This window comes from Ensifer sp. 4252, from assembly GCF_050434565.1.
GTDB lineage: Bacteria > Pseudomonadota > Alphaproteobacteria > Rhizobiales > Rhizobiaceae > Ensifer.
Genome location: NZ_JBNDIU010000016.1, coordinates 96,000 through 119,220, shown reverse-complemented (window position 1 = coordinate 119,220; position 23,221 = coordinate 96,000). Strand labels below are relative to the sequence as shown.

Annotated in this window: 23 protein-coding genes; 16 read left to right on the top strand and 7 right to left on the bottom strand. The window is 63.0% G+C overall.

From position 1 onward, the window contains the following. The first annotated feature begins 193 nt into the window (after nt 1–193). The 4 genes from ABIE33_RS24915 (at nt 194) to ABIE33_RS24900 (ending at nt 4,569) form a co-directional block, all read left to right on the top strand. On the top strand, nt 194–2,566 hold the full coding sequence (locus ABIE33_RS24915) for a putative bifunctional diguanylate cyclase/phosphodiesterase (protein ID WP_429130492.1): 2,373 nt from the start codon (nt 194–196) through the stop codon (nt 2,564–2,566). Nucleotides 2,567–2,596: 30 nt separating this feature from the next. After that, nucleotides 2,597–3,331 (top strand): substrate-binding periplasmic protein, encoded by a 735-nt coding sequence (locus ABIE33_RS24910; RefSeq protein WP_429130491.1) that lies wholly within the window; start codon nt 2,597–2,599, stop codon nt 3,329–3,331. Nucleotides 3,332–3,393: 62 nt separating this feature from the next. Next, complete coding sequence (pth, locus tag ABIE33_RS24905) at nt 3,394–4,113, top strand: aminoacyl-tRNA hydrolase (RefSeq protein ID WP_429130490.1); 720 nt, start codon at nt 3,394–3,396, stop codon at nt 4,111–4,113. Between the two features lie 3 nt (nt 4,114–4,116). Continuing rightward, nucleotides 4,117–4,569 (top strand): GNAT family N-acetyltransferase, encoded by a 453-nt coding sequence (locus ABIE33_RS24900; protein ID WP_429130489.1) that lies wholly within the window; start codon nt 4,117–4,119, stop codon nt 4,567–4,569. Between the two features lie 3 nt (nt 4,570–4,572). Here the strand turns inward: ABIE33_RS24900 and clpS are convergent, their stop codons facing one another. Together clpS and ABIE33_RS24890 are read right to left on the bottom strand one after the other, a co-directional pair. Next, a complete protein-coding gene (gene clpS / locus ABIE33_RS24895; RefSeq protein WP_053248228.1) occupies nt 4,573–4,884 on the bottom strand; it encodes an ATP-dependent Clp protease adapter ClpS in 312 nt (103 codons plus the stop codon). Between the two features lie 172 nt (nt 4,885–5,056). Beyond that, nucleotides 5,057–5,623: a hypothetical protein gene (locus tag ABIE33_RS24890; RefSeq protein ID WP_429130488.1), complete on the bottom strand. Its 567-nt coding sequence runs from the start codon at nt 5,621–5,623 to the stop codon at nt 5,057–5,059. 193 nt (nt 5,624–5,816) lie between these two features. On the opposite strand from ABIE33_RS24890, the gene ychF reads away from it, so the two are divergent. Beyond that, nucleotides 5,817–6,920 (top strand): redox-regulated ATPase YchF, encoded by a 1,104-nt coding sequence (gene ychF, locus ABIE33_RS24885; protein WP_429130487.1) that lies wholly within the window; start codon nt 5,817–5,819, stop codon nt 6,918–6,920. A gap of 9 nt (nt 6,921–6,929) precedes the next feature. Here the strand turns inward: ychF and ABIE33_RS24880 are convergent, their stop codons facing one another. Continuing rightward, the gene (locus ABIE33_RS24880) at nt 6,930–8,036 is read right to left on the bottom strand and encodes a hypothetical protein (protein ID WP_429130486.1); all 1,107 of its coding nucleotides are present in this window, start codon (nt 8,034–8,036) and stop codon (nt 6,930–6,932) included. A 252-nt stretch (nt 8,037–8,288) separates the two neighbouring features. Here ABIE33_RS24880 and ABIE33_RS24875 point away from each other — a divergent pair, with 252 nt between their 5' ends. The 3 genes from ABIE33_RS24875 (at nt 8,289) to ABIE33_RS24865 (ending at nt 9,588) form a co-directional block, all read left to right on the top strand. Then, nucleotides 8,289–8,741: a MaoC family dehydratase gene (locus ABIE33_RS24875; RefSeq protein ID WP_429130485.1), complete on the top strand. Its 453-nt coding sequence runs from the start codon at nt 8,289–8,291 to the stop codon at nt 8,739–8,741. Next, entirely contained in the window at nt 8,741–9,211 is a 471-nt protein-coding gene (locus tag ABIE33_RS24870) for a MaoC family dehydratase (RefSeq protein ID WP_429130484.1), read from the top strand. The genes ABIE33_RS24875 and ABIE33_RS24870 overlap by 1 nt, the downstream gene beginning before the upstream one ends. Before the next feature lie 164 nt (nt 9,212–9,375). After that, the gene (locus ABIE33_RS24865; protein WP_429130483.1) at nt 9,376–9,588 is read left to right on the top strand and encodes a hypothetical protein; all 213 of its coding nucleotides are present in this window, start codon (nt 9,376–9,378) and stop codon (nt 9,586–9,588) included. 6 nt (nt 9,589–9,594) lie between these two features. Here the strand turns inward: ABIE33_RS24865 and ABIE33_RS24860 are convergent, their stop codons facing one another. Continuing rightward, a complete protein-coding gene (locus tag ABIE33_RS24860; RefSeq protein WP_429130482.1) occupies nt 9,595–10,140 on the bottom strand; it encodes an adenine phosphoribosyltransferase in 546 nt (181 codons plus the stop codon). Nucleotides 10,141–10,343: 203 nt separating this feature from the next. Here ABIE33_RS24860 and ABIE33_RS24855 point away from each other — a divergent pair, with 203 nt between their 5' ends. Together ABIE33_RS24855 and ABIE33_RS24850 are read left to right on the top strand one after the other, a co-directional pair. After that, entirely contained in the window at nt 10,344–10,529 is a 186-nt protein-coding gene (locus ABIE33_RS24855; protein ID WP_025427944.1) for a DUF1059 domain-containing protein, read from the top strand. Between the two features lie 397 nt (nt 10,530–10,926). After that, on the top strand, nt 10,927–11,232 hold the full coding sequence (locus tag ABIE33_RS24850; RefSeq protein ID WP_429130481.1) for a hypothetical protein: 306 nt from the start codon (nt 10,927–10,929) through the stop codon (nt 11,230–11,232). Between the two features lie 742 nt (nt 11,233–11,974). Here the strand turns inward: ABIE33_RS24850 and ABIE33_RS24845 are convergent. The 3 genes from ABIE33_RS24845 to ABIE33_RS24835 are packed head-to-tail and all read right to left on the bottom strand — an operon-like array spanning nt 11,975 to nt 14,483. Further along, nucleotides 11,975–13,234, bottom strand: a complete 1,260-nt coding sequence (locus ABIE33_RS24845; protein ID WP_429130480.1) for a CCA tRNA nucleotidyltransferase — start codon at nt 13,232–13,234, stop codon at nt 11,975–11,977. Beyond that, on the bottom strand, nt 13,231–13,863 hold the full coding sequence (locus tag ABIE33_RS24840; protein WP_429130479.1) for a CoA pyrophosphatase: 633 nt from the start codon (nt 13,861–13,863) through the stop codon (nt 13,231–13,233). The genes ABIE33_RS24845 and ABIE33_RS24840 overlap by 4 nt, the downstream gene beginning before the upstream one ends. Continuing rightward, entirely contained in the window at nt 13,860–14,483 is a 624-nt protein-coding gene (locus ABIE33_RS24835; protein WP_429130478.1) for a DUF1285 domain-containing protein, read from the bottom strand. Before ABIE33_RS24835 ends, ABIE33_RS24840 begins: the two co-directional genes overlap by 4 nt. 195 nt (nt 14,484–14,678) lie before the next feature. Between ABIE33_RS24835 and ABIE33_RS24830 the strand changes: the two genes are divergently transcribed. From ABIE33_RS24830 to ABIE33_RS24805, 6 genes are read left to right on the top strand one after another with little or no spacing between them, the layout of a single operon-like run. After that, nucleotides 14,679–15,692 carry an AAA family ATPase gene (locus ABIE33_RS24830; RefSeq protein ID WP_429130477.1) on the top strand — a complete coding sequence of 338 codons (1,014 nt, stop codon included), beginning with the start codon at nt 14,679–14,681 and terminating at the stop codon, nt 15,690–15,692. A gap of 3 nt (nt 15,693–15,695) precedes the next feature. Then, entirely contained in the window at nt 15,696–16,616 is a 921-nt protein-coding gene (locus tag ABIE33_RS24825; protein WP_429130476.1) for a DUF58 domain-containing protein, read from the top strand. Beyond that, nucleotides 16,613–19,420, top strand: coding sequence for a DUF4159 domain-containing protein (locus ABIE33_RS24820; RefSeq protein ID WP_429130475.1), 2,808 nt, complete (start codon nt 16,613–16,615; stop codon nt 19,418–19,420). Before ABIE33_RS24825 ends, ABIE33_RS24820 begins: the two co-directional genes overlap by 4 nt. Nucleotides 19,421–19,430: 10 nt before the next feature. Next, the gene (locus tag ABIE33_RS24815; protein ID WP_429130474.1) at nt 19,431–21,500 is read left to right on the top strand and encodes a hypothetical protein; all 2,070 of its coding nucleotides are present in this window, start codon (nt 19,431–19,433) and stop codon (nt 21,498–21,500) included. Continuing rightward, complete coding sequence (locus ABIE33_RS24810) at nt 21,497–21,970, top strand: GNAT family N-acetyltransferase (protein ID WP_429130473.1); 474 nt, start codon at nt 21,497–21,499, stop codon at nt 21,968–21,970. The genes ABIE33_RS24815 and ABIE33_RS24810 overlap by 4 nt, the downstream gene beginning before the upstream one ends. A 53-nt stretch (nt 21,971–22,023) precedes the next feature. Continuing rightward, entirely contained in the window at nt 22,024–23,217 is a 1,194-nt protein-coding gene (locus ABIE33_RS24805) for a glycoside hydrolase family 5 protein (RefSeq protein WP_429130472.1), read from the top strand. Nucleotides 23,218–23,221 lie beyond the last annotated feature (4 nt).

Here is a 23,221-nt window from a genome sequence, read left to right as displayed (position 1 = left end):
CTTTTGCGTTGAACGCTCCAGTTGCCGTGCTGTCGCGCGCCGACAATCCGGCCGGGCCCCCTCGCGAATTGTAATGTAGCAATTTCAGCAACATTTAAGGTTTTGATGATGTTCTTGCAGCGGGGAAATTGTAAGCAAGCGTCATAAGAGAATCCGAAATGACAAGAGTGGCAACGCCTGAGGGATGCGTCCGATGATGCATTCCGTCGAGAACCGATTTATTGCGATTGTCTGCGGTGCAATGCTGGTTTTCGTTGCCCCTCTCTTCGTGCTCTTCCTCAGTATCTCCAGTGAACGCGTGGCGCGTGATCGCCTGCACAACATCGAGCTTCTGATGGGTGCCAGCGCCGAAGCGCTGGGCAAGCCTATCTGGGATTTCGACAGTGACGGCATCAAGCGCATCGCCCGCTCGCTGATGAACGACACCGATATCGTCGCGGTCACCATCCGCGACACTTCGGGCTCGATCCTCGCGCAATTACCCTCCGGCGGTCTCGGCGTCGACAGCGACAGCCGCACCCTGAAGACACCCATTTCCTACGACTCGATCGGCGGCCTCAGGGAAATCGGCAGCATCGAAGTGCGCGGGCCGACACCTGGCCTGCTGTCGCAGTTCAGCAAGGATGAGCTGGCGATCCTCGCCATCCTGCTGATTGCTGTCGCGACCGTTTTCGCGGCCGCCCTCATCGGCAACCGTTTCACCGTCATCCGCCCGCTGATGCGCCTGACAGCGGCCATCGAGGCGACACGACGCCTGGGCTCGCGCCACCGGGTCGACTGGACTTCACACGACGAGATGGGCGCGCTGGCTGCCAATTTCAACGAAATGCAGGACCGGCTCGAGCGCGAGTCGATGGAGCTGAAGAGCGCGCATGAGCGCGCCACCGACATCTACAACCTGACCCCGGCGATGCTGTTTTCACTCGACACCGACAACCGCCTCTGCGCCGTCAGCGATTACTGGCTGCTGGCAACCGGCTATGCCCGCGAGCAGGTAATCGGCGAAAATTTCACCGACTTCATCGATCCGCACTGGCACGAAGCCTACCGCAGCCATGCCAAGGCGATTGCCGTCGGCGACCACAACATCTGCGAGGTGACTGTCCCCTTCCGCAAGGCAGACGGCGCGTTCATGACCGTGCTGATCCTCGAAACGGAAACGACGGGGGATGGCGATCTGTCGCTATCCGTGATGACCGACGTCACCGCGCTCAAGCAGGCCGAAAGCCGTAACCATGCCCAGGCGATCACCGATCACCTGACCGGTCTTCTCAACCGCCAGGGCTTCGAGGCGGCGCTCGACGAGGCGATCGTGACCGCCGATGCCTGCGGCATCCAGGTCGGCTGCCTGTTCATCGACCTCGACCGCTTCAAGTGGATCAACGACAATTTCGGCCATGCCGCCGGCGACGAGGTTCTGCGCCGCACCGTCGAGTTGATCCGCGCCACCCTGCGCCCCGACGATGTCATGTCGCGCCTCGGCGGCGACGAGTTCGCGATCCTGGTATCTGACAAGGACGTCGCCACTCTTGCCTCTGAAATCGGCGAGCGCATCGTCAATGCGCTCCGCGAACCCATGCACATAGCCGGCAATGAGCTTTTCGTCAGCGCCAGCGTCGGCATCTCCGTTTATCCCGAGCACGCCGAGAATGCTTCGGACCTGCTGCTCAAGGCCGACATGGCGATGTATGCCCGCAAGCGTGACGGCAAGAACGGCCTGCAGGTATTCGACGCCAGCATGCTCGATACCGCGCGCGAGCGCCACGAGATCGAACAGTGCATCGAAGCGGGGCTCAAGGACGATCACTTCGAGGCGTGGCTGCAGCCGATCGTCAGCCTCAGCGATGGTCAGATTGCCGGTTTCGAGGCGCTGATGCGCCTCAACCATCCGGAAAAAGGCGTGATGCCGCCCGGCAAGATCATCGGCATTGCCGAGGAAACGGGAACGATCGCCCGCATCGGCGACTGCATCCTCGAAAAGGCGATCCGGCATCTGGCGGCGATCTCCGCCCTCGACGGCACGCAGAACACCTATCTCGCGGTAAATTTCTCGCCGCTGCAGTTCGAATTGACGTTGCCGCACAAGCTCGCAGCGCTGCTCCTCAAGCATCATATTTCGCCGAACCGGATCGTCATCGAAATCACCGAAGCGGTGCTGATGCTCGACAATCCGGAGGTGCATGCGGTGCTGAAGCAACTCAACGAATTCGGCTGCCGGATCGCGCTCGACGACTTCGGAACAGGCTACTCGTCGCTGAGCTATCTCAACCGTTTCCCGGTCGATATCGTCAAGGTCGACCAGTCCTTCACCCGCTCGCTCAGCTCCGGCACCGCCGATATCCGCCGCAAGAGCCGAATGCTGATCAAGGGCATCCGCACGATCTCGCACCAGATGGGCTGCACCGTGGTCGCCGAAGGCATCGAGACCAAGGAGCAGTGGCAACTCCTGCGCAAGCTTGGTGTGGATTGTGGGCAGGGTTATCTTTTCAGCCGCCCCATGCCGATCGGCAAGATGCTGGCCATGCTGGAGAGCGATTCCGAAGTCAAGGCAAACATCCAGGCATAGCGGCCAGATACTGGCGCGAAGGAGCAAGGCGTGAAAGAGCTGATCCTGGTATTCTTCCTCGGCCTTTCCACCGCCGCCGAAGCGCAGACGATCAAATTCGTCACTGAGGACTACCCGCCCTATAATTTCTCCACCCCAAGCGGCGCAAGCGGCGCCTCGGTCGAGCAGGTGACGGCGATCATGGAGGGGCTGAAGCTTCCCCATACGATCGAGGTACTGCCCTGGGCACGGGCCTACATGCTGGCCGAAACCGATGCGTCCTACTGCGTCTTCACCACCGGCCGCAACGCCGAGCGCGAGAAGCAGTTCCAATGGGTGCAGCCGTTGCTCGTCGACCACATGATCATGGTCCGACGCAAGGGATCGGACATCGCCCCCGGCTCGATCGACGCTGCGAAGCGGTTCACTATCGGCACCCAGCGGGAAGATTTTTCTGCAACCTACCTCACGGAGCACGGCTTTCAGAAGATCGACTATGCGACCAACCTCGAATCAACGCTGAAGAAACTGATTGCCGGCCGCATCGATCTGATGATGACGTCGGAGAAGACCTTCGAAAGCATGCGCGCCGAAGGCAAGCCCGTCGAGGCGGCATTGATGCTGGAAGGAAAGTACTACGGCATCGCCTGCCACCGCGACATGGACAAGGAAACGGTCGAGAGGATGCAGCGCGAACTCGACCGCCTGATCGACAATGGCACCCAGGACGCGATCTTCGAACGCTACGGCGTTCGACCGAGCGGAAGCGTGCAGGCGACGAAATAAGGATTGACTCTGATGGCGTTTCGCGCTCGTGAAGCGGGGAAAGCCCGACGGAGCGTAACGACATGCTGATCATCGCAGGACTTGGCAATCCAGGTTCGAAATATGCCTCAAACCGCCACAATATCGGTTTCATGGCTGTCGACGTCATCCATCGCCGCCATAACTTTTCCTCCTGGTCGAAGAAGTTCAAGTCCGAGATCGCCGAAGGCGAAATCGGCGGAGAGCGCGTTCTGCTGATGAAGCCGCAGACCTTCATGAACCTCTCCGGCGAGGCGGTCGGCGATGCCATGCGCTTCTACAAGCTGCACCCCAAGGACATCACCGTCATCTATGATGAGCTGGACCTACCGGCGGCAAAGGCGCGCATCAAGGTCGGCGGCGGCCACGGCGGCCACAACGGCATCAAATCAATCGACGCCCATTGCGGCAAGGAGTATCGACGCCTGCGGCTCGGCATCGGGCACCCCGGTGTAAAGGACCTCGTCCACGCCCATGTGCTCGGCGATTTCGCCAAGGTAGACCAGACCTGGCTGGTGCCGCTGCTCGACGCCATCGCCGACAATGCCGACATGCTGGTGCGCGGCGAGGACTCGCAGCTTCTGAACAAGATCGCGCTTGCGACCGGCGGCAAGCCGGACGAGGACAAGCCGCAGGCGCAAAAGAAGCAGGGCGCTCAATCCCACATCCATCAGGCGCGCAATTCGGCCCAACCGAAGAAGCTGCCGACGAGCGGCCCGATGGCCGACATGCTGAAAAAACTGTTCGGCCCGAAGGGCGACTGAGGCGTGTCGCCCTCGCCCTTTGCCATCCGTGCCGCATCGGCAGATGACCTGCCCGGACTTCTTGCGCTTTATGGCGAACTGAACCCGGACGACCCGGCGCTCGACGCCGCACTAGCGGCGGACCGCTTTGCAGCAATTCTTGCCCGCCCCGGCATGACGGTTTTCATCGGACTTGCCGACGATATCGCCGCCGCATCGGTCACATCGGTCGTCGTGCCGAACCTGACGCGGGGCGGCGCACCCTATGCCCTTATCGAAAACGTCGTCACGTCGGCCGCCTTTCGCCGCCGGGGCTTTGCCGGTGCGCTGATCCGGCACGCCATCGCGAAAGCCTGGGACGCCGGCTGCTACAAGGTGATGCTGCTGACGGGATCGAAGGATCCCGCGACGCTGCGCTTCTATGAAAATTGCGGTTTCAGGCAGGACAAGACCGGCTATCAGATTCGCCGTCCCTGACCGTCACTCCTCCGGCTCGGTCATGAACATCAGCGGGAAGCCGGCATCCTTGGCGAGGTCAGTCGCCTCCTTGGCCTTGGTCTCGGCGATATCGCGCACGCAGACGACAACGACGGAGACCCCGAGCTTGTGCGCCGTCATCATCACCCGGTAGCCCGCCTCCTCGCTCATATGGAACACAGCCTTCAGCACCATGACGACGAAGTCGCGCGGCGTGTAGTCGTCGTTGACGAGAATGACCTTGTAGAGTTTCGGCCGCTCCAGTTTCGGCTTCGGCTTCAGCTTCGGTTTTGCGGCAAGATCGTCGTCACTCATCGGAAATCCACCCGTTGATGACAGGAAAGGCGGTCGCGGTCGCCGGCTGCCCCACTATCCTATGTGGGGGCGCTGCGATCAAGAAAAAGCCGGGGCACCGCCATCGAAGACTCCAGGAAGGCCCATCCTGCATACTCAATCTGCCATAGCCGGGTTGGGCCTGTGATGCGCATCAACGGCCGCTTTGATAACCCACAAACATTTCTGCCGCTTCATCATAACCGCGAGCCCGATCCAGCGCCGCCGCCGGGTTCTGCCGACGGGCGAGGAGCGCATGGAAGAAGCAATGCACGAACAGCGGCGCGTCCGCACCCTCGGGCGAACCGTCCGGACCGACATAAAGAGCCGCTCGCCCGCTCTCGACGAATGCGTCGCCAAAAACCTTGCCGCCGGTCTCGCACGCGGTGCTGACGATCACCTTGCCGTCGAGCCGCGCGTGTTTAGCAATGACCGCAGGCGGCATGCTCTCTTCAACCAGCATCGAGGTGTCGATTCCCTCGCAATACTCACCGAAGACGAAGCCGTTTTCATCGCCGTGGCCGCAGATGACGACATGCTGGTGCACGAGATCACCGGCACCGATCAAGGTGAGAAAATCCTGCGGTGTGCCGGGCAAATGCAAGGTGACGACAGCACCAAGGCTCTCCAATGTCGCGCGGATGAGCAGGGCCTCAAGCGTATCGCCGATATCGACGACGGCCACCGGCACCCGCGGGAACATGAATTTCTGATCGATCAACTCCCGCACTCCCTCGGACACGTCTTCAGCGCCGCGGAAAAGCAAGCGGCCTCGAAGCGGATATGCGGCCCGACGCTCGTCGGTTCAACAGCGAAGACCCTTATTTACCGTGAACCGGGCGTGCGCCCTTGACCAACCAGCGACCTTCCCGCATAGGCACGCCAACGGAATTCAAGGATACGGACGAGACCCCATGGGCTTTAAATGCGGTATTGTCGGGCTGCCGAACGTCGGCAAGTCCACTCTCTTCAACGCGCTCACCAAGACGGCGGCGGCTCAGGCTGCCAACTATCCGTTCTGCACGATCGAGCCGAACACGGGCGAAGTCGCGGTTCCCGATCCGCGCATGCGCAAGCTGGCCGACATCGCCAAGTCGAAGGAAATCATCCCGACGCGGATCTCCTTCGTCGACATCGCCGGCCTCGTGCGCGGCGCGTCGAAGGGTGAAGGCCTCGGCAACCAGTTCCTCGCCAACATCCGCGAAGTGGATGCGGTCGTGCACGTGCTGCGCTGCTTCGAGGATGACGACATCACCCACGTCGAGGGCCGCATCCACCCGGTCGCCGATGCCGAGACGATCGAGACCGAGCTGATGCTCGCCGACCTCGACAGTCTGGAGCGTCGCACCGAACAGACGCGCAAGCGCGCCGGCGGCAAGGACAAGGACTCCATGGCGCAGTTGCCGATCATGGAAGCTTCGCTGAAGCTGCTGCAGGACGGCAAGCCGGTCCGCACGCTGCTTGCCAAGCTCGATGCCGAAGAACTGCGCATTCTGCAGGGCCTCAACCTGCTGACGGCCCATCCCGTGCTTTACGTTTGCAACGTCGCGGAAAGCGACGCCGTCGACGGCAACGAGCACACCCGCGCGGTTGCCGAAATGGCAAAGACCCAAGGTGCTGAGAGTGTCGTGATCTCGGCGGCAATCGAATCCGAAGTGGCACAGCTGCCGGAAGACGAAGCCAAGGAGTTCCTGAGCGCACTCGGTCTCGAGGAAGCCGGTCTCGACCGTCTGATCCGCGCCGGCTACAAGCTGCTCGACCTCATCACCTACTTCACCGTTGGGCCGAAGGAAACGCGCGCCTGGACGATCCCGCGCGGCACCAAGGCACCGCAGGCCGCCGGCGTCATCCACACCGACTTCGAGCGCGGCTTCATCCGCGCCAACACCATCGCCTTCGACGATTACATCGCGCTTGGCGGCGAAGTCGGCGCCAAGGAAGCCGGCAAGGCCCGTGATGAAGGCAAGGAATACGTCGTCCAGGACGGCGACGTCATCCACTTCCGCTTCAACACGTAAGACATGCTGTCACGACGCGGCATGCAGCCGCGTCGTGATTCCTTCCGGCAGAAGGCTCATCACCACGCGGCGCAACCTCTGCCAGAAAATGCCGATAAACAGCACGGTAACGCCGACCACCGCGAAGGCGACGAAAACGTAGCTGTCCAGCGATGCGCCACTCTTGCTGAGCATCGTCCAGACCGCGCCCCCCAGCGACAACAGCCCGGATGTGACGAAGGCGCGGCGATCGATGATCAGGCCGACCAGCATGAACAAAGCAACGATCAGAATGGCGGCAACCGCCTGACCGAAGCTGGCCTGCCCGTCCCACCACGTTCCAGCACCATTCGAAGTGAAGACAATACCCATCAACGAGTAGAGCAGCGCCGGCGCTGCTGCGAGATGCAGCCAGAACGCCGTGTCGGACCGCGACGTCAACCGCGTTGGATCGGAGACGTCGTAGCGCACGGCGACCGCAAAGATCCCCAGCGCCCCGACCAGAAGGATCAGCGGGAAGAACACGATATAGTCGTCGCTGGCAATATTGATGCCGAACCCGCTGTCGAGCGCGAATACAACAGACATCACCGCGATAGATGCGATCGACAGCACCAGGCCGGCGAGAGCCAGCGGAACGCGGTAGCGCCAGTAAAACAACGCCAGGGGTATCGGGAAAGCTGCGAGATAGACCAGCGTATCGGTCAGCGGGCGCCAGTTAGCCTGGTGTTCGCTCCACACGGCGTACGTCGCCATCGCAACCCAATGCACGAGAGCCAGTGTCAACGCCACCGAGGGCAGCGCGAGCCGCTGGCGCCGCACCAGGATTTCCGCAAGCACGAGAATGACCGGCAGCGTTGCGAACGGGCCACCCAGTCCCCTCAGGCCGATAAGCACGACAACGACGCCGATCGTGATCAGGATATCGTGAAATCCCCTGACGAACCGCGGCTGTTCGCTGTCTTCGGCCGCACGTGCATCCAGAGCGGCATCATCCCGGTCTGCGGCGGCATCCGGTGCCACCGGCCCGAAGCTGATGCCGCGGTCGGCGAGATAGGCTTCGAGATCGCTCACCTGATGGGCAGAGATGATCCCCTTTTCGGCAGCCCCTGCGAGCGCCCTGTTCAGTTCGGTCACGAGCATTCCTCAATCAAAAGCCGGCAGATACATCTGTTCAATGCTGGTGGTTGCATGAGCGCCGGGCATAGGCAACCTGGAAATTCCTCGATACGGCGATCAACCGACGCGAGAGCACCACGCGTCTGACATGACGCGCAACGGACGCCGTAATGCTTGAAAGCTGCTGCGCAATTTCCCGCTCAAATCGATTCCGATTTGAGAAATTATGCAGTACGTAAAGCGGCATCAAAACAGACGGGACAACTCAGCATGCTGTATTTCGAGGATTTTTCCGAAGGGCGGCGCTTCGACTACAAGCCGGTCGAAATGAAGCCTGCGGATATGATTGCCTTTGCCCGCGAATTCGACCCGCAACCGATGCATCTCGACGAGGAAGCCGGCAAGCGCAGCATCCTTGGCGGCCTGTCGGCCTCCGGCTGGTACACCAGCGCCGTCGGTATGCGCATGATGCTCAACGCCTTCATGGGGCAGTCCACATCTCAAGGCTCGCCCGGCATCGACTTCATGGACTGGAAGAAGCCGGTGATAGCAGGCGACGTGCTGACCGGCTTCAGCCTGGTGCTCGAAGCGCGCCGCTCGAGGTCCAAGCCGAGCCTTGGCATCGTCAAGTTCCGCAACGAAATCGTCAACCAGGCCGGTGAGACGGTGGCTATTTCGGAATGTTCCGTGCTCTTCCGTTGTCGCGACAAGGATCAAAACTGATGATGACGATGGAGGAGTTTTACGCCACCGGCCGCAGGACCGTCATCGGCAGCCTGACCTTTACGGCCGAGGATATCGTTCGTTTTGCCAGCGACTTCGATCCGCAACCCTTTCATCTCGACGCCGAAGAGGCCCGGCATTCGCTGTTTGGCGGCCTGTGCGCCTCCGGCTGGCACACTGCGGCCGGATGGATGCAATGTTTCGTCCGGTTCTGGAAGGACGAACAGCGGCGGCTTGCGGCCGAAGGTCTGCACGCGCCGCGGCTCGGCCCCTCGCCCGGCTTCCGCGATCTGAGATGGTTGAAGCCGGTCTATGCCGGCGACACCGTCACCTATGCCGTCACGTTCCTCGAAAGCCGCACGCTCGCTTCGCGGCCGGGCTGGCGGATCAACACGATCCTCTGCGAAGGCGAAAACCAGCACGGCGAAGCGGTGATCCGCTTCGAAAGCAAGGTCATCGAGTTCGTATAGGTCGGGATCGATTGCCGCGCTCACCCAAACGACGCGCGGCACCGTTATTCCTTAAACCGGGAACGATTTGGGCGTAAAATCCGTTCGGATCTTGAAGGCTCCGCGCCAGTGGCCGACTGGCCAGCAGCGCGGGAGCTTCGACAGGAAGAACTGGAGGGCTATCGATGGAAAAGACCCATGTTCGCGAACTGGCGGAGGAATATCTTCGCCTCGGCGGCCACCGGCGTGTGGCCATCGACGATAACGAAACCTCGATCAGAAGCTGGGAAAACGAACCGCCGGAAGCCGATGCATTCTGGCGGAACAATGTGGAGACGCTTTCGCCGGCAACGCAGCGCGAGGTGCAGCTTATGCTGCCGACGATCAATCGCGGCTGAGCGTTGTCAGTGTCCGTCGAACTCGATCAGCGTGCGGACGTTGACACCGAGCGATTCGAGCCTCTTGCGGCCGCCGAGTTCCGGCAGGTCGATGACGAAACAGGCCGCGACAATATCAGCACCCATCTGCTTCAACAGCTTGACCGCCGCTTCGGCGGTGCCGCCGGTTGCGATCAGGTCGTCGACCAGAATGACCTTCTCGCCCGGGCTGATCGCATCCTTGTGCATCTCCATCTCGTCGACGCCGTATTCCAGGCTATAGGCGATGCGTACCGTGTCGTGCGGCAACTTGCCCTTCTTGCGGATCGGAACGAAGCCGGAGGAAAGCTGGTGGGCGATCGCACCACCAAGAATGAAACCGCGCGCCTCGATGCCGGCGATCTTGTCGATCTTGGTACCGGCATAGGGGTGCACCAGTTCGTCGATCGCACGGCGAAACGCCCTGGGATTGCCAAGCAAGGTGGTGATATCGCGGAACATGACGCCCGGCTTCGGATAGTCCGGAATGTTGCGGATGGCGGCGATCAGTTCCGATTGAACGGTGGTGGTCATGGGCAAAGAAGGCCTTTGTGTCGCTTGTTACCGCAAACCCATAACACCATCGACCCGCATGTCTATAACGCTTTCTTGTCTCACACCTGGCGGGAACAATTTGGCCACTCCGGGGGTTGATGCTAGGCTGAGGCCTATGCCGCGCGGAGGAGATGTGCGTGCTAGACGTCTCGCTATGAGCTCACATCGGAAGGAGGAACATCATGCGCCTGTTTGAATGCGGTTCTCTTGTCCCGGGGTGCGAATGGCACACCCGCGCCGATAACGACGCCGAAATCGTCCGCCGCGTAGTGGAACACATGCGCCAGGCCCACGGTGAAACGATGATCCGCGAAAACATGATCGACAACATCAAGGCCCGCATCGTCGAAGAGACCAAGGCCGCCTGACAAAGCTACATATAGTCCGAACGCGCCCGGGTTTTGCACTGACAACGGACCCGCGAGGCGTGCCGCATGCCTGACGCCGAATGACGGTGCGTGGCATCGAACCGGTGCGAGGGTCCAAAGCTATCGCAGCCGAACCGCCCGATCTGGATTTTCAGAACGGGGTGGCTGATTCCGTGATCCATTTCCGGAACTGGGTATACAGCACCGCCTTCGACGATCCCATGCGTAGTGGCAATACCGCGAAGGGAGATTTGACCCGCGCGGTACTCACGCTCTATAGCCTTCCAATCAGTGCGCGGCCTGTCGTTCTAACCTGTCCTGGTGAACTCTTGCGTTTGTCGGCGGCCTGCGCGAACGTCTCGTGCCCTGCTTTTTTTTGAACTGGCATTCGAAACCTATGAACGACAAAGCTTTTGACACTTTGACCGGCATGTACTTCACCGTCGACGATCCTGATGGAAGTTACGGCACTGGCCAAGTTATTCGCCTCGCTGCCGAGGGAATCTATTTCATTCGCTTCGACGGCAACGAGGTGACACTGCCTCTGGAGCTCGTATCCATCGGGGAGATGTTGCAGACCACCGAGGAAGAGTACAAGCTCTGGCGGTTTTTCGACACGATCGAGGAAAGGGACAAGTGGATCGAATGGCTAGACGCGCCATCGAAGCCGCGGGTCGTCTCGCTGGTGAGGCCGACCAAGTAGCAGCCTCTCGACGCTCTCACTCTACCATTGCGTCCTCGCTGATCGGGTGACCGGCGCCGGGCGCTCTCGCGCTGGGAGTCGGCTGCGGCGGCAGGCCTCGAACCCGTGACCCTCTGATTGTGAGCCAGACGAGCGACCGGGCTGATTCTACGCCGACAGAGAACACAGCCGTTGCCTTCTGCTTGCATCTGACAGAAGCGCTTATGGGGACATTTTCAAGACCGCATGGTCATCTTGGGGGCTGCACGTGAGGGGTATTTTTACTGCCATGTTGCTGATTGCTGGCGCATTATCGCTGAGCACCAGCGCTGCGAGCGCGAGCAATGGAGTATTCGTTTACGGCTGTACCTCTGATGGGAAGCCGGTAAGGGCTCGGGTTACTGCGCCGCTCAAAGACAAGGGAGCCGTCGACGCCGCGTTTCGGCAAGTCATTCGAGGTAAGTCTTCCGATTGGCTCACGGAACAAAAAAGGGTTCTCAACGGCCCCGACTGGCAGAAGGCAATTGCGGACGTCGAGCGTCTGAGCGGTGGCAGGCTTCTAAAACAGAACGCCGCTGTTGTGGCCAGATCAATCCGCGTTGGTACACTCGCAGAGTCGAAAAGGCGCTATTGCGGCGGATAGACGACACCAGAGTACTTTGCCGTTTCTTTCTGCTTCCGACCCGGCAACCTCGTGATCGAACAAACCGATGACGTTATGCTCGCCCTTCACCGTAACGCTGACAGCCCATCGTCACGCGCTTTACGCGCGCGGCACCATCGCCTCGAGGCGGGCGACAAGATTTGCCCGGTCGACGCTGAAGTTGCGGTCTACCCACAGGGTCTCCAACTCGCCCAAAACCTCGCCGACGCGGGGTCCGGCCGGGATTCCGGCCTTCAGCACATCGGCCCCCGTCAGCGGGAAGCTCGGGCGCTTCCATGTCTCTGCGCGCTTCAGCAGGCGCTGGAACGCCGCCGTCTCGGCAAGCAATGCCGGATCGTTTTCCGACTTGCGCCTGGCCGAGGCGAGCGCCAGCCGAAGCCGGACGGAAATCCCCTCAGCGCCGTGGCGATAGAGCAACCGGTCAAGCGCCGCATCCACGGTCTTTTCCGGTATAACAGGCGCGTTGGCAAAGCGCGCGAAATAGCCGGCTTCGGCCTTCGACAGGCGCAGCCGCGCGGCCATGGCTTCGAGTCGCTCTTCATCCGGCGGCACGATTGCCGCAAGGCGCAGCAGCGGATCCGGCACCCAAGAGAAGGCCCTCTCGGCGGCAACCAGTTCCGGAATGGCGTCGATGCCCCATTTCTCGGTCTCGGGCAGGATTTCGGTCAGCACACCCGCCTGGCGCATCCAGAGCAGCGCCCGGCCCGGGTCTTCGGCCGAAAGCAGCTTCTTCGTCTCCGCCCAAACCCGCTCCGCCGAAAGCGTCGACAGTTTAGCGCGCGCCTGGGCGCAGGCCCTCAGGCCATCCGCATCGGGGCGTCCGTTGCCGTAATGGGCGAAGAAGCGGAAAAAGCGCAGTATCCGAAGGTAATCCTCGGCCACCCGCTCAGCCGCATTGCCGATGAAGCGCAAGGTGCGGGTCTCGATATCGGCAAGGCCGCCGACATCGTCCACGACCTCACCCTCATGGTCCGCGTAGAGCGCGTTGATGGTGAAGTCGCGCCGCTCGGCATCCGCCTTCCAGTCGGTTCCGAACGCGACTTCCGCGCGGCGCCCATCGGTCGCGACATCGCGGCGCAGCGTCGTCACCTCGTAGGGCGTGCCGTCGATAACAAGGGTCACCGTGCCGTGGTCGATGCCAGTCGGCACCACCTTGATACCGGCGGCCTTGGCGCGGGCGACGACCTCGTCGGGATGCCAGGTGGTGGCCATGTCGACATCGCCGGCGGGCACCCCCATCAGGCTGTTGCGCACGGCGCCGCCGACGACGCGCACCTCCCCGCCCTCAGCGTTCAGGAGATCAAAGACGCGATGAAGGGATGGGGCCGAAAACCAGCTCTCACCGGCAACCGAGGTCATGCATAAAGCCTTTCATAGAGCATTCGGACGATGCCGGCGGTGATACCCCAGATATTCCTGTCGCCATAGGGCATGCGATAGAAATGCCGGTCTTCACCCTGCCAGTGGCCGCTTCCACGCCCATGGTTTCCGGGGTTCATCAGGAAGGACAGCGGCACTTCGAAGACGCTTTCGACTTCGTCGGGATTGGGCACCAGCACGAAGCCGGGCTGCACCACCGCCAGAACCGGCGTGATCTTGAAACCGGACAACGCCATATAGTGCGGCAGTCGTCCGATCGTCTCGACGAAACGCGGGTCGAGACCGATCTCCTCCTGCGCCTCGCGAAGGGCGGCGGACTCGATCGAGCGGTCCTCCGGGTCGACGGCCCCGCCGGGAAACGCCACCTGTCCGGAATGTTTGCGCAGGCTTGCGGTCCGCTGGGTGAAGATGACATGCGCATCCTCGCCGTCGTCGACCACCGGCACCAGCACGGCCGCATCCTTCAGATGCAGGGTTTCAAGATGCGGTACGATGCTGGGATTGAGCAGGAAATCTCCGTGTTCCCGCCACGCGCTTTCCACCGGCCCGCCCATCTGGGTCAACGCCCGGCGGCGAAATTCGTCGGCGGAATAGGGATGCCCGTTCATCGCGACAGCGCTTCCAGTTCGGCAGCCTTCATGATCGGGAAGATGGAACCGCCCGAGCGCGCGCAGAACATCTCGACGCCATCGACCACCACGGTCTCGCCGAGTTCGACGATATCGTACATGACGGGCCGGGAAACCAGCGCCTCAAGCCGACCACGCACATGCAGATAGGGTTTCAGTTCGCGGTTCTCGCCGTGGATGACGAAACGCAGGGGGTGCTCCGGCCCGGCCTCGACAACGTCGCCGACATTGGTGCGAAAGGTCAGCACCTGCACGCCGTCCGTCTGCGTCACACTCATTTCGACGGCAATGAACGGCGCGTCGGCGATGCGGATCGCCACCTTTTCCACAGGCGTCACCAGATAGGTAATGCCGTCCTCGTCCTTGCGCAGAACTGTGGAGAACAGCCGCACCAACGGCTGGCGGCCGATCGGCGTGCCGAGATAGAACCAGGTGCCGTCGGCGCGAATTTCCATGTCGATATCGCCGCAGAACGGTGGATTCCAGCGCTCCACCGGCGGCAGGCCACGCTTGTCGTCGCCCGTCTGGCCGGCCGCGCGCGCGATCAGCGCCGCCAGTCCGGCCGCGTCCCCGGTTCGCTGAATTTCGGCTTCTGCCATCGTTCCGTCCCGATTGGCCCCGATTTTGCACCGGAGGCGTGTATGCCGTCGCGAGATGCGGCGTGTATGCTGTCACGAGATAGTGCGTCTGCGGCGACTTGTCAGCCGTCAGCCAGGGTCTAAATTGGAATAAGGCAACTGAAAATCCCCGGCGGGGCGATTCGGTTCAACAACGGGCGACCGGGGAGTACGACCATGAGTGTGATGAAGGGCGCGACGGAAGCGACCGACGAAAAGGCGATCGTTGCCGCGGCGGAAAACGCGCTCGCGGAGATCGCGCTCGTGCGCGCCGAAGTCGGCAAGGTCATCTTCGGTCAGGAGGACGTGGTCGAGCAGACGCTGCTTGCGGTGCTCTCCGGCGGTCACGCCTTGCTCGTCGGCGTTCCCGGCCTTGCCAAGACCAAGCTGGTGGCGACGCTCGGCACCGTTCTTGGGCTTGATTCCAGCCGCGTGCAGTTCACGCCCGACCTGATGCCGTCCGATATTCTCGGCTCCGAAGTGATGGACCAGGATGCCGCCGGTCATCGTTCCTTCCGCTTCATCGCCGGCCCGATCTTCACGCAGCTCTTGATGGCCGACGAAATCAACCGTGCCTCGCCGCGCACGCAGTCAGCACTGCTGCAGGCGATGCAGGAGTATCACATCACCGTTGCCGGCGCGCGCAAGGACCTGCCGCAGCCGTTCCATGTGCTGGCCACCCAGAACCCGCTGGAGCAGGAAGGCACCTATCCCCTGCCCGAAGCCCAGCTCGACCGCTTCCTGATGCAGGTCGACGTCGGTTATCCCGAACTCGCCGCCGAGCGGCAGATTCTGTTGGAAACCACCGGTGTGGGTGAAACCTTTGCCCGGCCGGTGATCGATGCCGCCCGCCTGCAGCAGATCCAGAACCTCATCCGCCAGATGCCGGTCGGCGAGAAGGTGGTCGACGCCATCCTGGCGCTGGTGCGCTCAGCCCGCCCCGGCACGGGCGATGCGGCCACCGACAAGAACGTCGCCTGGGGCCCTGGCCCGCGCGCCGGCCAGGCACTGATGCTCTGCGCCCGCGCCCGCGCGCTCTACGACGGTCGCCTGGCACCGTCGATCGACGATATTCTGGCGCTCGCCGAGCCCGTTCTCCAGCACCGCATGGCGCTGACCTTCGCCGCGCGTGCCGAAGGCATGACCGTGCGCGACGTGATCGCCGGGCTGGTGAAGCAAGCCAAGGGATAAAGAATGGCCTCCATCGGGCACATAGTTGCGCGTACCCCCGCTGGTGAGGTTCTTTCCCGTGCGCAGCAGCGCGCGATGCTCGTTCCTGACTGCCTCGTCGAAGCCCGCCGCATCGCCAATACGGTGATCTCCGGCTGGCATGGGCGGCGCAAGCGCGGGATCGGCGAGAATTTCTGGCAGTTCCGGCCCTATAGCGACGGCGAAAGCCTGTCGCGCATCGACTGGCGCCGCTCCGCCCGCGACGATCATACCTATGTGCGCGACCGCGAATGGGAAGCGGCTCACACCATCTGGCTCTGGGCCGACCTGTCGCCGTCGATGATGTACAAGTCGACGCTCGGTTCGGTATCGAAGGAAAGCCGCGCACTGGTACTGATGCTGGCGCTCGCCGAAATCCTCGCGCGCTCCGGCGAACGCATCGGCTGCCCCGGGGTGATGGAGCCGATCTCGGCCCGCAACGCCGCCGAACGGCTGGCAACCGCGATCATGCTGAGCCCGCTCTCCGAAGGACTTCCCGAAACGGGCATGATCCGCAGCGCCAGCGATCTCGTGCTGATCGGCGATTTTCTCGATCCGACCGACAGGATCATGGAGCGGCTCGGTCCGCTCGCTCGCCGTGGCCTGCGCGGCCATGTCGTCGAGGTTGCCGATCCGGCGGAGGAAGTCTTCCCCTATGCCGGGCGGACCGAATTCAGTGACCCGGAAACCGGCCAGAAGCTGACGGCCGGCCGCGCCGAGATCCTGCGCGAGGATTATCAGCGCGCCTACCTCGCCCGCCGCGAAAGCCTCGGCGTGACGCTGCGCCATCTCGGCTGGACCTTTACGCCGCATAGGACCGACCGGCCCGCCTCAGAGGCGCTGGTTGCCGTCCACATGTACCTCTCCGGCATGCCGGGACGCGCCACCCATGGGGGCCAGCTATGACCGGCCTTCCCTTCCTCTTCGCCAATCCGGCGCTTTTGGCAGCACTGATCGCCCTGCCGGTGATCTGGTGGCTGTTGCGCATGACGCCGCCGAAGCCGGCAACCGAAGTGTTTCCGCCGCTGCGCATTCTTGCCTCGGTTCTGAAACGCGAGGAAACACCCTCGAAAAGCCCGTGGTGGTTGACCTTGCTGCGCATGCTGATGGCTGCCGCCGTCATCCTCGCGATCGCCGATCCCATCGTGAACCCGCGTCAGAACACGCTTGCAACCGACGGTCCGCTCGCCATCGTCGTCGACAACAGCTGGGCAACGGCCACCGACTGGGAACAGCGCGTCGATGCCGTGAGCACGCTGATCGACGATGCGGAAGCGCGGGACCTCGCTGTCTCCATCGCCTTCACCGGCGATCGCCAGCACGATGCCACGCCAGGCTCGTCCGCAACCGCGCGCAACAGGCTTGCCGCTGCCGCCCCCATCCCGCTTGCCGTCGACCGCACCCAGGCGATAGCCGCGCTGAAAACCGCATTCGAAGGCACGAAGCCGGGCACGCTCGCCTTCGTCAGTGACGGCATCGAGGCCACCGACCAGAAAACGATGGCGGCGCTTGCCGAAGTGGGAGCCGCCGAATTGCGGATCGTCGAGGCCGATGGCAGCCGCACCGTGGCGTTGACCGATACCAGCAACGGCTCGACCGGCATGTCGGTGACGGCAACACGGCTGCGCAAGGACGGTGCGCTGACCCTGCCGATCGTTGCCTATGATACGCGCGGACGCGCGATCGCCGATGGCCAGATCGCCTTTGCTTCCGGCGAAGGCGTTGCCAAGGGCAGCATCGAAGCGCCCTTCGAACTGCGCAACGACTTTGCCCGCATCGGCATTGAGAATGCCGCGACCGCCGGCAGCGTGCACCTGCTCGACGATGGCTTCCGCCGTCGCCGCGTCGCCCTTCTGAGCGGCGAGGCCCGCGACCTGTCGCAACCGCTTCTGTCGCCGCTCTACTATATCAACCGTGCGCTCGCCCCCTATGCCGATCTCGTCGAACCGCACGAGACGGATCTCGCCGTCGCCATTCCGGAACTCTTGGAGCAGAAGCCGTCCGTGCTGATCATGGCCGATATCGGCCGGCTGCCGGAAGAGATCTATCCGAAGCTGTCGAAGTGGATCGACAATGGCGGCATGCTCATCCGCTTCGCCGGCCCGCGGCTTGCAGCTGCCCCCGCCGACGACCCGCTGGTGCCGGTAACACTGCGCCAGGGCGAACGCGCCCTTGGCGGCGCGCTTTCCTGGTCCGAACCGCAGCCGCTCGCCGACTATCCGGGCAACAGCCCGTTTGCCGGCATGGCGCGCCCGAACGACATTCTCGTCAAGCGGCAGGTTCTGGCCGAGCCGACCGCCGATCTTGCCGAGCGCACCTGGGCAAGCCTTGCCGACGGCACGCCGCTGGTAACGACGTCCGCCCGCAGCGCCGGCCGCATCATCCTCTTCCATGTCAGCGCCGAGGCCACCTGGTCGAACCTGCCGATCTCGGGCGATTTCGTCGAGATGCTTCGCCGCAGCGTCCAGCTTTCGCGCGGCGGCGGCATTGCCAATGAGGGCAAGGCACAACAGCAGACGCTCGCGCCCTACCGCTTGCTCAATGCTGACGGCGTGCTCGTCGCCGAAACCGGAAATGCCCGGCCGCTTGACGTCATCCCCGGCAAGGTGCCGGTTGCAACGGCGGAAAACCCTCCGGGTCTCTATGGTTCTGAAGACGGCTTCACCGCGCTCAACCTGCTGCCACGCAACGCCGAACTGCAGCCGATCGACATGACGGCCGCTGGCGCTCACACCGTCCAGCAATTGGCCGGCTCCGAGAGCTGGTCGCTGAAGCCGGCATTGTTTACGCTGGCGCTGTTGATGCTGCTCGTCGACGCACTGATCGTGCTGTTCATGGGCGGTGCCTTCTCGCGGCCGCGCACAGCAAAGGCAATGACCGCGGTCCTGCTGCTGGCGGCAAGCGCCTTCCTCGTTTCGCCGCCGGACGGTCTGGCCGACGACAACCGACCCGAGGACGCCGCCATTCTCGAGCGCCTCGACACGACGCATCTGGCCTATGTCGTGACCGGCGAAAGCGAAGTCGACCGCCTGTCCGAGCGGGGCCTGACGGGGCTCACCGACTTCCTTACCTATCGCACTACGCTGGAGCCCGGCACGCCCGTCGGCCTCGACATCGCCAAGGACGAACTCTCCTTCTATCCGATCATCTACTGGCCGGTTTCCGCATCGGCACCGATGCCGAGCCCGCAGGCCGTCAGCCGCATCGACGCCTATATGCGCGCCGGCGGCACCGTGCTGTTCGACACGCGCGACCAGTTCTCTTCGCTCGGCGCATCGTCCGGCGGCACCAGCCCCAACACCGAGAGGCTGCAGGCGATCCTTGCCAATCTCGACATCCCGCCGCTGGAACCGGTTCCGACCGACCACGTGCTGACCAAGGCCTTTTACCTGCTGGCAAACTTCCCCGGCCGTTATACCGGCAGCCCGCTCTGGATCGAGGCGCAGCTCGACAATCGCGAAGAGGCAAGCAATCGCCCGGCCCGCTCCGGCGACGGCGTGACGCCGATCATGATCACCGGCAACGACTTTGCCGGCGCCTGGGCGGTGGACACCAATGGCGTCGCGCTGCTGCCGACGGTGCCACCGGACGAAATGCAGCGTGAATACGCCTTCCGCTCCGGGGTCAACATCATGATGTATATGCTGACCGGCAACTACAAGGCCGACCAGGTGCACGTGCCAGCCCTGCTCGAACGGCTCGGACAATGAGGGCCGATCGATGACCGCTGACTTTTCGCCTTTCATCCCTTGGCCCTATCTGGCGGTGCTTGCGGTTGCAGCCGCAATTCTGGCCGCACTCGGCATCTGGCGTGGCGTGCGCGGGGCCTGGGTTCGCGCCGCAGCCCTTGCCGCCTTCTGCCTGGCGCTTGCCAATCCGATCCTCTTCCAGGAGGAGCGCGAGCCGCTGTCGACCATCGTCGCTGTTGTCGTCGACCGCAGTCAGAGCCAGGACTATGCCGGCCGACGCGAGCAGACCGACAAGGCACTTGCCGACCTCAAGGACCGGCTCGCCCGCTTCCCGCAGATCGAGACCCGCATCGTCGAAGCTGCCGACAGCGAGGAGAGCGAAGCGCCATCGACCCGGCTCTTCTCCGCATTGACCTCGGTGCTCGCCGATGTGCCGCCGGCGCGGGTTGGCGGTGCGATCTTCATCACCGACGGCCAGATCCACGACGTTCCCGAGATCAACCAGAAGCTCGGCTTCGACGCGCCGATCCATGGGCTGATCAGCGGCAGACCGGATGAGTTCGACCGCCGCATCGAGATTGTCAGCGCACCGCGCTTCGGCATCGTCGGCGAACAGCAGAAGCTGTCCTTCCGCGTCGTCGATGACGGTGCGGCACCGGGCGGAACCGCCGAGGTGACCATCCGTCTCAACGGCAACGAGATCGCCACCGAAGTCGCCGAGCCCGGCACCGACGTGCCTTTCAGCTTCACCGTGCCGCGCGGCGGCAACAACATCCTCGAATTCGCAGTGAACGGCGTTCCCGGCGAGGTAACCGAAACCAACAATCGCGCCGTCCATGTGCTCGACGGTATCCGCGAGAACCTGCGCGTGCTGCTTGTCTCCGGCGAGCCGCATGCGGGCGAGCGCGCCTGGCGCAACCTTTTGAAGTCCGACGCCGCCGTCGACCTCGTGCACTTCACCATTCTGCGCCCGCCGGAAAAGCAGGATGGGACCCCGATCAACGAGTTGTCGCTGATCGCCTTTCCGACGCGCGAACTGTTCGTGGACAAGATCAGCGAGTTCGACCTGATCATCTTCGATCGCTACCAGCACCGCGGCGTCCTGCCGATCCTCTACTACGACAACATCGCGCAATATGTGCAGAACGGCGGCGCGCTGTTGATCGCCGCCGGGCCGGAGCATGCCGGCAACGATTCCATCGCCGCAACGCCCCTGTCGGCTGTGCTGCCGGCAAACCCAACCGGCGTGATGAATGAAAAAGGCTTCTACCCGCGCCTGTCGGACGAGGGAAAGAAGCATCCGGTCACCCGCGGCCTCGAAGGTGCGGCAAGCGAACCGCCGCAATGGGGCCGTTGGTTCCGTACCGTCGACGTCGACAGGCCGCTCGGCCAGACCGTGATGGAAGCGGCCGACGGCAAGCCGCTGCTGGTCCTGAACCGCGTCGGCAAGGGACGGGTCGCCATGCTGCTGTCCGACCAGGGTTGGCTCTGGGCCCGCGGCTTCGAGGGCGGCGGTCCGCACGTCTCGCTTTATCGCCGCACCGCCCATTGGCTGATGCAGGAACCGGCACTGGAAGAAGAAGCGCTGACGGCGCATGCCGCCGGCCGCACCCTGGAGATCACCCGCCAGACCATCGAAGGCGACCCCGGCCACGCGACCCTCACCTACCCCTCTGGAAAGACCGAAGAGCTGGCGCTGACCCAGCGCGAGCCGGGTCTTTACAGCGCCGAGGTCAAGACCACGGAAACCGGCCTGTTCGAAGTCGCCAACGACGAACTGACGACGCTTGTGCATGTCGGCAATGTCGACGCACCGGAGTTTAGGGCGGCGATCTCGACCGAGGACAAGCTGCGCCCCTGGGCTGACAAGACCAAGGGGTTGGTACGGCGGCTGGCAAGCGCCGATGGCGCCATCGACCTGCCGTCGATCCTGCCGGTGCGCGGCGCCGTCCGTGTCGCCGACGACCAGCGGCTGTCGCTGCGCATGACCGATGAAACCGTGCTCAGGGGCATCAACTCACTGTCGCTGTTTACCGGTCTCTTCGGCCTTGCCGCCCTGCTCTTCCTGATCTCGGCGACCTGGTACCGCGAGGGTCGATGACCGATCCGAGCATCGCCATCAGCAACCTGCGCGATGTGCCCTATTTCGCGGATGATATCGCCGACCGCGTCTGGCGGGCCTGGTGGGAGCCGCGCGGCTTTCCGCTCGGCCATATCGCCGGGCTGGTCGCCGGAAGCCTTGGCGACGATCAGATTCCGTTCGCCATCGTCGCCCATCGCGGCGCGACCTTCATCGGCACCGCATCGGTTATCGAATCCGACCTGGAAGAGAGGCCGGCACTTGGCCCCTGGGTCGCGGCGGTTTGGGTGGAGCCGACCTTTCGTGGGCTCGGCATCGGCGCAAGCATCGTTCGCCATACGGCCGACGCGGCCTTGGCCACCGGGGTCGAGAGCGTGCATCTCTGCGCCTTGCCGCAAAAGCGTGCGTTCTACGAACGCTGTGGCTGGCGGCTCGACGAAAAGGATGTGGGTGAAAGCCGGCTCGACGTCTTCAGCATGCGCCGTTCCTGATTTAGGCCACAATGACCTTCGACATCGCAGAGGTACCTTCTGGAGCTCTGTAGATGCGTTTGATAGCCTCCTCCTTCCTTGCCCTCGCCCTTGCCGGTTCTGCCCTAACAGGTGCAGCCCATGCCGCCGATCTCATCGGCTTCTGGGACAAGCCGCAGCATGGCGGCAACAGCTTCAACCGGCTGCCGCCGGACGAGGCCTATTTCAAGGCGCTGTCCGGTTACGGCGCCACCTGGGTCCGCCTGTCCTATGACAAGTGGAAGCCGGCCAAGCGCGATTATCTGATCGGCGATGCCGACAAATACGAGGGCATTCCGGCCGCCGACCTGAAGACGCTGAAGGAAACCCTCGACCGGGCTGACAAGGCCGGATTGAAGGTGGTCATCACCCCCCTGTCGCTGCCCGGCATGCGCTGGTCCCAGAACAACGGCAACAAGTTCGACGGCCGCATCTGGCAGGACAAGGCCTGGTGGGCTCAGGCCGCAAGCTTCTGGCGCGATCTCGCCCGCGAACTCAAGGACCATCCTGGTGTTGCCGCCTACAACATCATCAACGAACCGGCGCCCGAAAAACAAAACGGCCTTGCAGAACATGCCGACAGCAAGGCGATGCAAGACTGGTATGCCGGCAAGAAGGGTGGCGCTTCCGATCTCGTCGCCTTCTACGAAACGGTGATCGCCGCAATCCGAGAGGTCGATCCGGCCACGCCGATCATGGCCGATGCCGGCTGGTATGCGGCTGCCGACGGTTTCACCTATTGGCCGTCGGGCCTGAGCGACCAGAAGGTGCTTTACAGCTTCCACATGTACGAGCCCTATGCCGCGACGAGCGCGCCCAACATGAAGCGCGAAAAACCCTATGCCTATCCCGGCAAGGTGCCCTTCGGCGAAGGCGAGGAAAACTGGGACAAGGCCCGGGTTGCGCCCTATCTCGACCAGCCGGTGCAATGGGCCAAGGACAAAGGCATACCACTCAATCGCGTCGTTGCCGGCGAGTTCGGCTGCATGCGCCGCTGGAACGACTGCAAGGCCTATCTCGAGGACGTGCTGACGACGCTCGACAAGGACAGCCTGCACTGGGCCTTCTACAGCTTCCGCGAAGACAGCTGGGATGGCATGGATTACGAACTGGGATCGAAGAAGGTCCACTGGAAATACTGGGACGCGATCGACGCCGGCACGCCGGATCCGGTCAAGCGCACGGCGACACCGGAATTCGAACCGATAGCCAAGCGGCTGGCGCAATAGGAGC